The organism is Campylobacter sp. BCW_4319 (assembly GCF_001764435.1).
In the GTDB taxonomy this organism is placed as follows: domain Bacteria; phylum Campylobacterota; class Campylobacteria; order Campylobacterales; family Campylobacteraceae; genus Campylobacter_D; species Campylobacter_D jejuni.
Window position 1 is genome coordinate 312,082 of the sequence record NZ_MKAQ01000017.1, and the last position, 14,267, is coordinate 326,348.

At 30.6% G+C, this 14,267-nt stretch carries 13 protein-coding genes and 2 pseudogenes; 11 read left to right on the top strand and 4 right to left on the bottom strand.

Annotation, left to right across the window (positions count from 1 at the left end):
• Positions 1 to 33: 33 nt before the first annotated feature.
• Positions 34 to 849, top strand: coding sequence for a peptidylprolyl isomerase SalC (gene salC, locus AJN56_RS07500; protein WP_002856474.1), 816 nt, complete (start codon positions 34 to 36; stop codon positions 847 to 849).
• 37 nt (positions 850 to 886) lie between these two features.
• Here the strand turns inward: salC and AJN56_RS07505 are convergent, their stop codons facing one another.
• Both AJN56_RS07505 and accB read right to left on the bottom strand, forming a co-directional pair.
• Positions 887 to 2,218 carry an acetyl-CoA carboxylase biotin carboxylase subunit gene (locus tag AJN56_RS07505; protein WP_002854112.1) on the bottom strand — a complete coding sequence of 444 codons (1,332 nt, stop codon included), beginning with the start codon at positions 2,216 to 2,218 and terminating at the stop codon, positions 887 to 889.
• A gap of 1 nt (position 2,219) precedes the next feature.
• A complete protein-coding gene (gene accB, locus AJN56_RS07510) occupies positions 2,220 to 2,675 on the bottom strand; it encodes an acetyl-CoA carboxylase biotin carboxyl carrier protein (protein ID WP_002866271.1) in 456 nt (151 codons plus the stop codon).
• A gap of 147 nt (positions 2,676 to 2,822) precedes the next feature.
• Between accB and dcd the strand changes: the two genes are divergently transcribed.
• The 4 genes and pseudogenes from dcd (at position 2,823) to AJN56_RS07530 (ending at position 6,868) form a co-directional block, all read left to right on the top strand.
• Positions 2,823 to 3,383 carry a dCTP deaminase gene (gene dcd / locus AJN56_RS07515; RefSeq protein WP_002856264.1) on the top strand — a complete coding sequence of 187 codons (561 nt, stop codon included), beginning with the start codon at positions 2,823 to 2,825 and terminating at the stop codon, positions 3,381 to 3,383.
• Between the two features lie 48 nt (positions 3,384 to 3,431).
• Positions 3,432 to 4,436: a UDP-N-acetylglucosamine 4,6-dehydratase (inverting) gene (gene pseB / locus AJN56_RS07520; RefSeq protein ID WP_002869093.1), complete on the top strand. Its 1,005-nt coding sequence runs from the start codon at positions 3,432 to 3,434 to the stop codon at positions 4,434 to 4,436.
• Positions 4,437 to 5,567 carry a UDP-4-amino-4,6-dideoxy-N-acetyl-beta-L-altrosamine transaminase gene (pseC, locus tag AJN56_RS07525; RefSeq protein WP_002869094.1) on the top strand — a complete coding sequence of 377 codons (1,131 nt, stop codon included), beginning with the start codon at positions 4,437 to 4,439 and terminating at the stop codon, positions 5,565 to 5,567.
• Positions 5,560 to 6,868 (top strand): annotated as a pseudogene (locus AJN56_RS07530) (DUF4910 domain-containing protein). Before pseC ends, AJN56_RS07530 begins: the two are co-directional and overlap by 8 nt.
• Here AJN56_RS07530 and AJN56_RS07535 read toward each other — a convergent pair.
• Positions 6,863 to 7,759 (bottom strand): class I SAM-dependent methyltransferase, encoded by an 897-nt coding sequence (locus AJN56_RS07535; RefSeq protein ID WP_002869095.1) that lies wholly within the window; start codon positions 7,757 to 7,759, stop codon positions 6,863 to 6,865. The pseudogene AJN56_RS07530 and the gene AJN56_RS07535 overlap by 6 nt on opposite strands.
• A gap of 142 nt (positions 7,760 to 7,901) precedes the next feature.
• On the opposite strand from AJN56_RS07535, the gene AJN56_RS07540 reads away from it, so the two are divergent.
• From AJN56_RS07540 to AJN56_RS07565, 6 genes are read left to right on the top strand one after another with little or no spacing between them, the layout of a single operon-like run.
• Positions 7,902 to 8,621: an AAC(3) family N-acetyltransferase gene (locus AJN56_RS07540; RefSeq protein WP_002869096.1), complete on the top strand. Its 720-nt coding sequence runs from the start codon at positions 7,902 to 7,904 to the stop codon at positions 8,619 to 8,621.
• A 4-nt stretch (positions 8,622 to 8,625) separates the two neighbouring features.
• The gene (locus tag AJN56_RS07545; RefSeq protein WP_002807223.1) at positions 8,626 to 8,853 is read left to right on the top strand and encodes an acyl carrier protein; all 228 of its coding nucleotides are present in this window, start codon (positions 8,626 to 8,628) and stop codon (positions 8,851 to 8,853) included.
• The gene (locus tag AJN56_RS07550) at positions 8,846 to 10,207 is read left to right on the top strand and encodes a MaoC/PaaZ C-terminal domain-containing protein (RefSeq protein WP_052806393.1); all 1,362 of its coding nucleotides are present in this window, start codon (positions 8,846 to 8,848) and stop codon (positions 10,205 to 10,207) included. The genes AJN56_RS07545 and AJN56_RS07550 overlap by 8 nt, the downstream gene beginning before the upstream one ends.
• A complete protein-coding gene (locus AJN56_RS07555) occupies positions 10,204 to 11,766 on the top strand; it encodes an HAD family hydrolase (RefSeq protein ID WP_009882875.1) in 1,563 nt (520 codons plus the stop codon). Before AJN56_RS07550 ends, AJN56_RS07555 begins: the two co-directional genes overlap by 4 nt.
• Complete coding sequence (locus AJN56_RS07560; protein ID WP_002818746.1) at positions 11,756 to 12,817, top strand: beta-ketoacyl-ACP synthase III; 1,062 nt, start codon at positions 11,756 to 11,758, stop codon at positions 12,815 to 12,817. Before AJN56_RS07555 ends, AJN56_RS07560 begins: the two co-directional genes overlap by 11 nt.
• Complete coding sequence (locus AJN56_RS07565; protein WP_002869099.1) at positions 12,817 to 13,038, top strand: acyl carrier protein; 222 nt, start codon at positions 12,817 to 12,819, stop codon at positions 13,036 to 13,038. The genes AJN56_RS07560 and AJN56_RS07565 overlap by 1 nt, the downstream gene beginning before the upstream one ends.
• Before the next feature lie 13 nt (positions 13,039 to 13,051).
• Here AJN56_RS07565 and AJN56_RS08920 read toward each other — a convergent pair.
• Positions 13,052 to 14,267, bottom strand: a pseudogene (locus AJN56_RS08920) (DUF2920 family protein); the annotation flags it as partial.

Here is a 14,267-nt window from a genome sequence, read left to right on the forward strand (position 1 = left end):
AATGCGATATTTATACTTAAATAAAGGTTTGAAATGAAAAAAATTTTATTAAGTTTTGCATTTTTTGCAAGTTTGGCTAGTGCAAATACCATTAATGCTATAGCTGTAGTTGTAGACAAAGAGCCTATCACAACTTATGATATAGATCAAACTATGAAAGCACTTAAAATTGATAGAAATAAAGCTTTAGGCGTACTCATCAATGAAAAAATGGAAATTTCACAAATGAAACAACTGGGTATTGTAGTCAATGATCTAGAGCTTGATGATGCTATAAATAAAATGCTTGCTCAAAACAAAACCACTTTAAATGCTTTCAAAGCAAATTTAAAATCCAAAAATCAAAGCTATGAACAATTTCGTACAAATTTTAAAAAAGATTTAGAAAAAAGAAAGCTTTATGAAAAAATCGCAAGTATGGCAAAAACTGACTTTAGTGATGATGGAGCAAAAAAATTTTTCGAACAAAATAAAGATAAATTCACTTTTTATACACAAATTAATGCAAATATTTATCTATCAAACAATCCTCAAACTTTAGAAAATATCAAAAATACAAAAAAAACAATCCTTAAACCACAAAATGCATCTTTAAACACAAGCAATGCCGATCCAAGACTTTTAGGACTTTTATCGCAAATTCCTGTTGGAGGCTTTTCCCCTGTTTTAAATGGAAAAAATGGCTATGAACTCTATGAAGTTAAAAGCAAAGATGGGACACAAACTCCTGAATACGAACAAGTTAAAAATGAAGTTTTAAACGCTTACGTAAGTGAACAAAGACAAAATTTCATACAGGATTATTTTGATAAACTCCGCTCTAAAATCAATATAGAATATTTAAGATAAAAATTACAATTAAAATTTCCCTTATAATAGGGAAATTTTAATGTCTTGCAAGATAATTTGTATCGTAATTATTATTAATAAAATCAGGATTTTCCATCATGGAAAGATGAAAATCTTTAGTCGTTTTTATCCCACTTATAAGCAACTCATCTAAAGCTACTTTCATCTTTGCAATAGCTTTATTACGATCTTCTGCCCAAACTACAAGTTTGCCTATCATAGAATCATAATAAGGAGGCACGCTATAGTCTTGATAACAATGACTTTCCATTCTTACATTGCGTCCTGCGGGTGGAATGTATTTAGTAATCTTACCTGGACTTGGCAAGAAGGTTTTAGAATCTTCAGCTGTGATTCTACATTCTATAGAATGCCCATTAAGCTTAATACTTTCTTGAGATGGTAAGGCATAACCTTCTGCTACTTTAATCATTTGTTCTATGATATCAATCCCACTTACCATTTCACTTACACAGTGTTCAACTTGCAAACGCGTATTCATTTCTATAAAATAAAAGTCTAAATTTTTATCTACTAAAAACTCAAAAGTTCCCGCACCTTCATATCCTATAGCTTTAGCTGCCTTAATAGCAGTTTCATGAAGCCTAGTGCGTGTTTTTTCATCTAGTAAAATTGCAGGGGATTCTTCTATAAGTTTTTGATGGCGTCTTTGCATAGAACAATCTCTTTCGCCCACATGAATCACATTACCAAAACTATCTCCTATAACCTGCACTTCTATATGGCGTGGATTTTGTATGTATTTTTCCATATACATAGTACCATCACCAAAAGCTGTCATAGCCTCACTTTCAGCTGACCAGTACGCTTTTTCAAGATCTTTTTCATTTTCAACCACACGCATACCACGACCGCCACCACCTGCAGCTGCTTTTAAAATCACAGGATAGCCTATTTCTTTAGCAAGTTTTTTAGCCGCTTCAGCTCCTGCCAAAGCCCCATCGCTTCCTGGGATCACAGGTACGCCTGCTCTTTGCATAACTTGTTTTGCTTTTGATTTATCACTCATTAAATTCATAGCTTCTACAGAAGGACCTATAAATTTGATGTTATGTTTAGCACAAATTTCAACAAAATTTTGATTTTCGCTTAAAAATCCATATCCTGGAAAAATCGCATCTGCTTCAGCAATTTCAGCTGCTGTGATAATAGCTGGGATATTTAAATAACTTTCAGAACTTCTTGCTTTGCCTATGCAAATGCTTGCATCAGCGTATTTTAAATACAAAGCATCTTTATCTGCTTCAGAATACACACAAATTGCTTTTTTACCCATTTCTTTAATCGTTCTTAAAGCACGCAGTGCTATTTCTCCACGATTAGCAATTAATATGCTTTTAATTTCCATTTTATAATTTCTCCACCGCAAATAAAGGCATTCCAAATTCTACAGGCTGACCATCAGCAACTAAAATTTCAGCGATCCTACAATCAAATTCTGCTTCAATTTCATTCATGATTTTCATCGCTTCGATAATAGCTATAGTATCGCCTTTTTTAACTGTACTACCTACTTTTACAAAAGGTGCTGCACCTGGGCTTGGAGCTTGATAGAAAGTTCCTACCATAGGGCTGTTTATACTTGGTTTGTTCGATTTTGCGCTTTGACTAGGTTGAGCTTCATTTACAACGCTTACATTGATAGGTTGTGGAGCTGGAACTGGAGGACAAACAGGAGCTGGAACATCGCAGCACATATCTCTTTCAAGTTCTATTTCAAAACCATCTTGTTCTTTGATCTTAATTTTACTAATATTTGCTTCAGCAAAAAGGTTTACTAACTCTTTAATTTCTTCTTTTGTCATAAAATTCTCCTACAAAATTTAAGAACTTAATCTTGTATTATATAAAAAAACTTGAAATTTAACTTTAAAAAAGAAAAAAATCATAAAAAATATAGATTTTTTAGGTTATAATCCTTATAAAAAATTACTAATATTAAAAGGTTAAAAATGGGCTTAAAAGCGGATAATTGGATAAGAAAAATGGCATTAGAACGCAAGATGATCGAACCATTTTGCGAAGCAAATATAGGAAAAGGTGTGGTAAGCTATGGGCTTTCAAGCTATGGTTATGATATACGCGTAGGGCGTGAGTTTAAAATTTTTACCAATGTTAATTCAACTGTAGTGGATCCAAAAAATTTCGTAGAAGAAAATGTAGTAGATTTTGAAGGTGATGTATGTATAGTTCCTGCAAATTCTTTTGCCCTAGCTAGAACTATAGAGTATTTTAAAATGCCTGATGATGTTTTAGCTATTTGTCTTGGCAAAAGCACTTATGCAAGATGTGGTATCATCGTCAATGTTACTCCTTTTGAGCCAGGTTTTGAAGGACATATCACTATAGAAATTTCAAATACTACGCCTTTACCTGCAAAAATTTATGCCAATGAAGGCATAGCGCAAGTGTTGTTTTTACAAGGCGATGAAAAATGCGACACCACTTATAAAGATAAAAAAGGCAAGTATCAAGCTCAAACGGGCATAACCTTGCCAAGAATTTTAAAATAGGAACACTTGTTGCTTTAATTTTAAAAAACTTAAGCAAAGGAAGGCAAAATGTTTAATGGAAAAAATATCTTAATTACTGGTGGTACAGGCTCTTTTGGAAAAACCTATACTAAGGTTTTATTAGAAAATTATAAACCTAATAAAATCATCATTTATTCTCGTGATGAGCTGAAGCAATTTGAAATGTCAAGCATTTTTAATTCTAATTGCATGCGTTATTTTATAGGGGATGTAAGAGATAAAGAACGCTTAAGCGTTGCTATGCGTGATGTGGATTTTGTTATACATGCTGCTGCGATGAAACACGTTCCTGTTGCTGAATATAATCCTATGGAATGTATCAAAACCAATATCCACGGTGCCCAAAATGTAATTGATGCTTGTTTTGAAAATGGGGTAAAAAAATGTATTGCTCTAAGTACGGATAAAGCTTGCAATCCTGTAAATTTATATGGCGCTACTAAACTTGCAAGCGATAAACTTTTTGTCGCTGCAAACAATATAGCAGGCAATAAACAAACGCGATTTAGCGTTACAAGATATGGAAATGTAGTAGGCTCAAGAGGCTCGGTGGTCCCTTTTTTTAAAAAGCTTATCGCACAAGGCTCTAAAGAGCTTCCTATCACCGATACGAGAATGACACGTTTTTGGATCAGCCTTGAAGATGGAGTAAAATTTGTATTGAGTAATTTTGAAAGAATGCACGGGGGAGAAATTTTTATCCCTAAAATTCCTTCGATGAAAATCACGAATCTAGCTCACGCTTTAGCTCCTAATTTAAGCCATAAAATCATAGGCATAAGAGCAGGAGAAAAACTTCATGAAATTATGATTTCAAGTGATGATAGTCATTTAACCTATGAATTTGAAAACTATTACGCTATAAGTCCTAGCATCAAGCTTGTGGATCAAGAGAGTGATTTTAGCATCAATGCCTTGGGTGAAAAAGGGCAAAAAGTAAAAGATGGATTTTCTTATAGCTCGGATAACAATCCGCAATGGGCAAGTGAAAAAGAACTTTTAGATATTATTAATCATACTGAGGGTTTTTAAATGATTACTTATTCTCATCAAAATATTGATCAAAGCGATATAGATGCGCTTACAAAAGCTTTAAAAGATGAAATTTTAACAGGGGGTAAAAAGGTAGATGAATTTGAAGAAGCACTTTGCGAATACATAGGTGTTAAGCACGCTTGTGTGTTAAATTCGGCTACTTCTGCCCTTCATCTTGCCTATACAGCACTAGGCATCAAAGAAAAAATCGTTTTAACCACTCCTTTAACCTTCGCTGCTACGGCTAATGCGGCCTTAATAGCTGGAGCTAAGGTAGAGTTTATCGACATTAAAAATGATGGCAATATAGATGAGAAAAAGCTCGAAGCAAGGCTTGTAAAAAATAGCACCGATATAGGAGCTATTAGCGTGGTGGATTTTGGAGGAAATAGTGTTGAAATGGATGAGATTTCAAATCTTGCTAAAAAATACAATATCCCTTTAATCGATGATGCAAGCCATGCTTTAGGTAGCGAGTATAAGGGTAAAAAAGTGGGTTCTATGGCGGATTTAAGTATTTTTTCTTTTCATCCTGTTAAGCCTATTACCACTTTTGAGGGGGGTGCTGTAGTAAGCAATAATAAAGAATTAATCTCCAAAATAAAACTTTTAAGAAGCCATGGTATCGTTAAAAAAAGGCTTTGGGATAGCGATATGATAGAACTTGGCTATAATTACCGCTTAAGTGATGTTGCTTGTGCTTTAGGGATAAACCAGCTTAAAAAACTCGATCACAATCTTGAAAAACGAGAAGAAATCACAAGTTTTTACGATAAAGAATTTGAAAAAAATCATTATTTTTCCACGATAAAAATCAAAGACTATAAAAAAAGCTCAAGGCATTTATACCCTATCTTGCTTTTTCCTGAATTTTATTGTCAAAAAGAAGAACTTTTTGAAAGCTTGCTTCATGCAGGAATTGGCGTACAGGTACATTATAAACCAACTTATGAGTTTAGTTTTTATAAAAAACTCTTAGGAGAAATCAGACTCCAAAATGCAGATAATTTTTACAAAGCCGAGCTTAGCATACCTTGTCATCAAGAAATGAATCTAAAAGATGCAAAATTTGTAAAAGATACTTTATTTAGCATTCTTGAAAAAGTTAAAAAGGGATATTGTGGATAAGCTAGACTTTAGAAGTCAAGATTTTAACCAAACTGGAAAGGCTATGTATGAACTAGCTTGTGAACTTTTTCCTATCCCTAGGAGTATCACAGGGCAAGGTTTTAGAGCTAGCTTAGAAATTTTAAATAAAACTCTGGGGGGGGGGTATACTCAAATTTCACTCTATAAAAAGTGGCACAAAGGTTTTTGACTGGATAGTCCCTGATGAATGGAACGCTAAAGAAGCCTATATCATCACTCCAGAAGGAGAAAAAATTTGTGATTTTAAAAAGCATAATTTACACCTTCTAAATTATAGCGAAGCTATCGATAAAGAAATCGAACTTGAAGAACTTCAAAATCATCTTTACTCCATAGAAGAAATGCCCGATGCTATTCCTTATGTAACGAGTTATTATAAAAGGCGTTGGGGATTTTGTCTCACGCATAATGAAAGAAAAAAACTCAAAAAAGGCAAATACAAAGTCTATATCAATGCGAAACATGATGAAAATGGGGTTTTGGATTATGCTGATTTTATCCTACCTAGTACGCAAAATTCAAAAGATGAAATTTTAATTTCAACCTATCTTTGTCATCCTTCCATGGCAAATAATGAGCTTAGTGGTCCTGTGGTGGCTATTTTCCTAGCAAAATGGCTTTTAAGTTTAAAAAAAAGAAGGTATAATTACCGCTTTGTCATCATTCCTGAAACCATAGGCTCTATAGTCTATCTTAGCAAACATTTAGAGCATTTAAAAAAACATGTTAAAGCAGGCTTTGTGCTTTCTTGCTTAGGCGATGATCATGCTTACTCACTCATACACACACCCAAAAAAAACACTCTAAGCGATAAAGTTGCCTTGCATACACTTAAAAATAAAGAAAATTTCAAAGCTTTTAGTTTTTTAGATCGTGGAAGCGATGAAAGACAATACAATGCTCCGCTTGTAAATCTTGGCATTGTAGGAGTATGTCGCACAAGATACCTAGAATACGAACAATACCACACCAGCAAAGATGATCTCAATTTTATCTCTGAAAAAGGTTTAATGGGTGGACTTCAAAGCATGCAAGAAATGATTTTAAATCTAGAAATCAACGCCGTATATAAAAACACCATAGTATGCGAGCCCAATCTTGGCAAAAGAGGACTATATCATACCCTTAGCACTGCCAATGACATTCCTTTAGCTTGTAATTTTCTAGCTTACTGTGATGGGGAAAATGATATCATCGATATAGCCAATATCTTAAATATGCAAGCTTATGAATTTAAAGAACTTTTGGAAAAAATTTTAGAATATAAACTTATTTTATAATTTTTTTAATAAAGCTACCATAATGATTGCATTTCTTGTTTCTAAGGCTTTTTTCAATGAATAATTATTTGCCATAAAATATTCTTCTTTTACAATCTCCAACTCGCAATTTTTGATCATATTTTTAACCTCATCAGGATGAGAAAAAAGATAGATATGATCAACAGCCGGACCATTTATAGGTACGGTAATAAAAATATTTCCATCATCTGATAAAATTTTGCGAGCCTTATTTAAAAAATTCTTTGGATTTTCCACATGTTCTAAAACCTCTCCTATTGTAATAAAATCAAATTGCTCATTAAAATCATATTCAAGAAAATCCATACAAATAAATTGGCATTTTTGTTTTGCTTTATGATCATTAAAACTAACTATTTTTTTTGTCATTTCACAACTTGTTGGAGAAATATCAACTCCTAATAGTTCACTAAATTGACCAAATTTTAACGATTGTAAGAAAAAATTTCCATGCCCTGGTCCAATTTCAAGATATTTGCCAAAAATATTATTATTCTGCATTAGATCAATAAAATATCTTCTAATTGCAATATGCGTATCCCATATAAAATTTGATATCGCAAGCCCTATCATATAATTTTCCATATAATCATGATTAAAATAAATTTTATCTTCAACATCTTTTAATGTTGAATATCTATAAGTTCCATGTTCAATAAAATAATAAATTTCTTTTAAAGTATCATTCAGAAATAATAAATAAGCATTAGCTTGTTTATTTATACTAAAACCTTGATTTAAATAAAAACGAATCAAATTTTCAAGCTCTACTTTCTCTTCTTCATTTAAATTTACCTTTTTTAAATATTTCGCATGAATAGGATTTGATTTTTCAATATGATCAAATATTTGTTGTATGTTGGATTTCATAAGTTAAAATTACCTTTTATTTTGTTATAATATTACCTGATAAAATGAAATTATATCAAAAAATTAAGGATCAAACATCAACAAAAAACTAATAGAGCATAATTCAAATATTTTAACCAAAGAAGATTTTAAAAACTGTCTTATGGATATAGGAATAAAAGCCGGGGATATGATTTGTGTTCATACGGAAATTTTTAACTTAGGCATACCTTTATTGACAAAAAATGAATATCTAAAAGCTTTGATAGAATGTTTTTTAGAAATTCTAACAAACAATGGCACCTTGGTTATGCCAACATTTTCTTATAGTTTTTGCAAAAATGAAATTTATGATAAAAATAAATCTAAATGCACCGTAGGATTATTAAATAATTTTTTTCGTAAACTACCTGAAGTTACCCGGAGTAATGATCCTATTTTTTCTTTTGCGGCATACGGACTCAAAGCCAACTTATTTCAAGTAGAAAATAATTCTTGCTTTGGAAAAAATTCTGGTTACGATATTCTTACAAGAAATAATGCAAAAATAGTCTACCTAGGTGCCGACTGGGCACACACCTTTATTCACTACATTGAAGAACAAATTGGAGTTGATTATCGCTATTTCAAAACATTTCAAGGATATATAATAGATGAAAATAATCAAAAATACGAAAAAAAAATAAATTACTATGTAAGATGCTTAGACAAACCCTCTGAACTAAATCTTTCAACCATTGCTAAACTTTTAGAAGAAAGCGGCTCTCTTAAAAAGAAGTCATTTGGTGGAACAAATATTTCAGCAATAGATACAAATGATTTTAAAAAAATTATCATACAAGCTTTAAATACAGATAAATATATTTTAGTAAGAAAGGATTAAAAAAATGGAAAAGCAATTTTATGAAATTTTAAAAAATATACTAGAAATTGAAGTTAACGAACATACAAATTTAAGTATGAATAATTGTCCCGAATGGAATTCTTTGGCTCATATTGATATCATTATGAGCCTAGAAGAAGAATTTGAAATCAAATTTGACAAAGAAAAACTTACAGAATTAAACTCACAAAATATGCTTTTAAAAGAAATTAAAAAGTTAAAAAATGAATAGTATTTCTCAAAAAAATTTAGAACTTTTTTCAAAATTAAGCGGTGATTTCAACCCTTTGCATTTGGATCAAGAATTTGCCAAAAATTCTTATTATGGCGATCAAGTTATCTATGGAATTTATCAAGTTTTTCTAACACTGGAAAACTTTTTTAAAAAAAATCAAAAAAATATTAAAATTCAAAAAATCAAAGCCAGTTTCATTAATCCACTTTTCAAAAATGAAGACTTTAAACTAAAATCTATAAAATCCAAAAATAATTTTTTAAAAAAATATGAAATTACAAATAAAAATAAAATTTTAAGCAAAATTGATTTTGAATTTCAAGAAGAATTAAAATTACACAATCCTTATGAAAGTAATTTTTTTAATAAATACGATGCTATTTCAAATCCTTTATCAAAAGAAAAAAATGCAAAAGAAGAGTTAAAATATAACACCATTCTGTTTAAACAGCTTTTTCCATTATGTGCAAATTATTTAAATCCACAAAATATAGCTATACTACTCGCTAGTACGCGTATAGTAGGCATGAAAATTCCGGGTCTTCATAGTATTTATTCTAGTTTAAATTTAAATTTTTCAAATGATAATATTGAAAACAAGCAATTGATCTATAACTACGAAAAACATCACTCCATAGAGTGCTATTTAATAGACTTTATAAGCCCTTGTAAAGGCTCTATTAAAGCTTTTATTCGTCCGCAACTTGTAAAAAATTTAAACTATAAAAGTCTTGTTTTAAAATATCCAAATATATCAGAAAATAAAAATTTTAAAGAACAAAAGGCATTGGTCATAGGAGCTAGTAGTGGTCTTGGAAATACTTGTGCTAAAATTTTAGCATTAGGGGGAGCAAAAATTTTAGCCACTTATCACACTAAAAATATACAAGAAGATATTCCAAATTGCGATTTTTTACAATACAATGTCTTAAAACCTAGTAAAATTTCCATAGAAAAAATTAAAAAATTTAATCCAACTCATATTTATTATTTTGCAACGCCAAAAATTTCAACACAAAACAACAAACTTGACCGCAAAATGTTATTTGATTTTTTAGATTATTATATTTTTGGTTTAGAAAAAATTTTAAGCTTTACAAGTCCAATTTCTTCTTCTTCTTCTTCTTCTTCTTCTATAGAAGATTTACCCTTAGATATGAAAGAATATAGTATAGCTAAAGCAGCCATGGAAATCTATATGAAATATCTTAAAAAAACAAAAAATATAGAAATTAAAATACCAAGATTTCCAAGAGCAAAAACTAATCAAACCCTAAGTTTTATTCCACAAGATTTAAAAGAAACAGACGAACTTATCGTCTCTATGTTATTAAACAAGGGGCTAAAATGAATCTTTTTTCACCTCATTTAAAACGCAATGAGCTTATAAAATTTGCCAAAGAATTAGACTTTAGTAAAAGTCAAGATCTTCTTATTAATGTCCATAGAAATCATGCTTTTGAAGGAGTGCAAAGCATCATTGCTCCTTTTTTACATTTTGCTAATTTAAGAGCTGAGTTTAATTTCAGCTCTTATGATGATAGCTTGAGTTTTGATAACTTTAAAGAAGCTAGTTTAGAACTTTTATGGCTAGATTTAACCCGCTATAAAAATAATGTGCAAAATTTTATAGAAGAAAGACTTTTAGAACTAAGAAAAATTTCACAAAACCCTATTTTAGTTCTTAGTTTAGGAGAATTTAAAACAGATAAAAAAATTTTAAATTGTGAAATTTTTAACATAGAAAAACTCATAAAAGAGTATTTTGATGAAGAAGATATTTTAGACCTAGCTAAAGAAGAACTTACAGGCTCTAAGCTTAATAATAAAGCCTTGATTTTTTTAGCACAAATTTTAGGACTTAGCCTCATCCCTGCACTCGTAAAACCCGCTCTTAAAGCTCTTGTACTTGATCTTGATAATACCTTGTATCAAGGAATTTTAGGTGAAGAGGGTATAGATAATCTTAATTTAAGTCCTTTGCACAAAACCTTACAAGAAAAAATTAAAACTTTTAAAAAACAAGGGTTTTTACTTGCCCTAGCTTCAAAAAATGAAGAAAAAGACGCAAAAAAACTTTTTGAAACAAGGAAAGATTTTATCTTACAATGGGATGATTTTGATGCTAGAATGATCAATTGGGAGCCAAAAGGTGAAAATATCTTAAAAATTGCTAAAAAATTTAATATAAATACTAACGCTATGCTTTTTATAGATGATAATATCGCCGAGCTTGAAAATACCAAATTTACAGGCGTTAAAACACTTTTATGCGATGAAAATATACTTTATAAAATCAAACTTTTTCCTAATCTTTTAAAACTTTCAAATACCAAAGAAGATCAAATTCGTGCCAAAGATATAGCAGCCAATGCTTTAAGAGAAGAGCTTAAAAGCTTAAGCGATGAAGAATATTTTCAAAATCTTGAAATCAGCTTAAATTTTAGCAAAAATGATCTGCAAAATATCCCTCGCATTAGCGAACTTTTAGGCAAAACCAATCAATTTATCGCTAATTACACACGCTTAAATCAAGAAAAAGTCACACAACACATGCAAAAAGAGCTCATTGTAAGTGTGAGCATGAGTGATAAATTAAGCGATAGTGGGATTATCGCTATTTTTGTTTTTTCTTGCAAAGAAGGAAATTTATTTATCGATGATCTTTGCATTTCTTGTAGGGCTTTAGGTAGAAAACTTGAAACTAGAATGTTTTTTAAAGCCTTTGAACTAGCTTTACATTTCTTTGATCTTAAAAACAATAATGCAAGGCTTTACTATCAAAAAGGCGAAAGAAATATGCCATTTTTAAGCTTTTTAGAACAAATTTCTAAAGAAATTGAAAAAAACTCAGCCCTTGTTTCATTTCAAAATTTAAACTTTAAAGGACTTATAATCCATGAAAACTAGATTTGATAAAGCCAAAATTTCAGGCATTTGCGTAAGCGTACCTGAACATAAAATTTGCATTGATGATGAGTTAGAAAGCGTTTTTTCAAATGATATTAAAACCCTTAAAAGAATGAAAAAAGTCATAGGTTTAAACACGCGTTATATTTGCGATGAAAACACTTGCGTAAGCGATCTTGGAAAACACGCAGCCAATACACTTTTACAAGGTTTAAATATAGATAAAAATAGCCTTGACGCACTCATCGTAGTAACTCAAAGTCCTGATTTTTTCATGCCTTCTACGGCTTGTTATTTACATCAGCTTTTAAATTTAAGCTCTAAAACCATAGCTTTTGATTTAGGGCAAGCTTGCGCAGGATATTTATACGGCTTATTTGTCGCTCATTCTTTAATACAAAGTGGCTTAGGTAAAATTTTACTCATTTGTGGGGATACTTTAAGCAAATTCATCCACCCTAAAAATATGAATTTAGCCCCAATTTTTGGCGATGGAGTAAGTGCAACTTTGATTGAAAAAACGGATTTTAATGAAGCCTTTTTTGAACTTGGAAGCGATGGGAAATATTTTGATAAACTCATCATTCCAAAAGGTGCGATGAGAATACCTAAAGCAGATATTTTCAACGATGATTCACTCATGCAAACTGAGGAGTTTAGACAATTAGAAAATCTTTACATGGACGGAGCAAATATTTTCAATATGGCTTTGGAATGCGAACCTAAAAGCTTTAAAGAAATTTTAGAATTTTCTAAAGTAGATGAAAAAGACATTGCTTTTCATCTTTTTCATCAATCCAATGCGTATTTGGTTGATTGTATTAAAGAAGAATTAAAACTTAATGATGATAAAGTTCCTAATTTTATCATGGAAAAATACGCTAATTTAAGTGCTTGTTCGCTACCTGCTCTACTTTGCGAGTTAGATACTCCAAAAGAATTTAAAGCGAGTTTGAGTGCTTTTGGCGCAGGGCTTAGCTGGGGAAGTGCGGTGCTAAATTTCAAGGATTTATACACAAAAGATATTTTAATTTACACAAAGGAGAAATAATGACAAAAACTGAATTTTTAGAAGAGCTTAAAGAAGCTATGCATAGAGATGAAGAGTTAAATGAAGATATGCTACTTGATGATATAGATGAGTGGGATAGTTTGGCTTTTGTATCTGTGATGGTGCTTTACAAAAATCTTTTTGCTTTAAAAATCACAGCCGAGGACTTGAAAAATTGTCAAAAAGTGAGTAATTTAATCAATTTAGCAAAGCTTGATTAAAACCTTTAAGGTTTTAATCTTTTATCTCTAATTCAAATTTATCTCCCACATCTTTAAATATAAACACTTTCTTTCCACAAGGATAAGAGATGGAATTTTCTTGCATTAAAGATTTTCTTTTTTGCAATTTTTCAAGCATTAAAGGAAGTTCTTTTCTAAATAAGGCTTTATCAGGTATACCACAACCATGATCTAAATTTTTAATAAATTTTCCATCAATTTTATTTTCATCTATCAAATTTAAGCTTACATCGTAACCTAAAATTTTTAATATTTGCATGGTTTGTTCTTTAAAATTTGCTGGAGTTAAAGGATCTTCTTTACTATGATAACTCACATAAATAATATTTTTATTTTTTTGACTTTGTAAAATTAAATGATCCTTATTTAACAATGTTCTAATAAAATAATTTTCATTATTAAAAAAATAAGGTGAATTTTCTTTACGCGTTCAGTGGGTTTTTAGAAAAAAAATAATCCTATTATGTGGAAAATCTTCATAATATTCACTGTAGCTATGTTCCATTTCTCTTCCTAAAATATAATTTAAAGGTGGAACAGCCGAACCCGAATTATCAATCACACCATCCACATACCAAGGAGCTATTTTTGCTATGAGTAAAGATAGGTATCCTCCATAAGACCCCCCCCCCATAAATTTTTGGTAAATCTGCAAGTTTTGGAAAACGTTTCACTAAATCTTTTAAAGCATTAATATGATCAAGTGCTGCCATAATACCATAGTTTTGATAGTCTCCATTAGGTGGGATAAAAGTTGAGGTGAATTTCGCTTGATAATTTTGCGCTAGTTTTCTTTGTGATTTTAAAGTAGTAATATTCTGATTAAGTAATTCGTAACATTGTTGTGCGTTCTCAAGATTAACATTGATATTAACACCTATTTCCAATAAAGCCTGAGATAAATTTGACACATCATCTTTTGTAAACATTGTAAAAGCACTATATTTCTCAACATCTGAACGTCTTTGACAAAAACAATGATAAAAAACATGCACTGCTACAACATCAAAATTTTTAGCAATATATTCCCTATCAAAATCTAAAAAAGAAATATTTGCATTAGCTCCAAAACCACCCACTATAAAAACTATGGCTTTGATATCTTTTTCATCATCATAGCTAATGCGGTATTCAAGTTTGCTAGTTCTTTTTATATTTAATTCTACATCATCACAAGAATCAATTTCAAAGGTTTGATTTATGAGCAT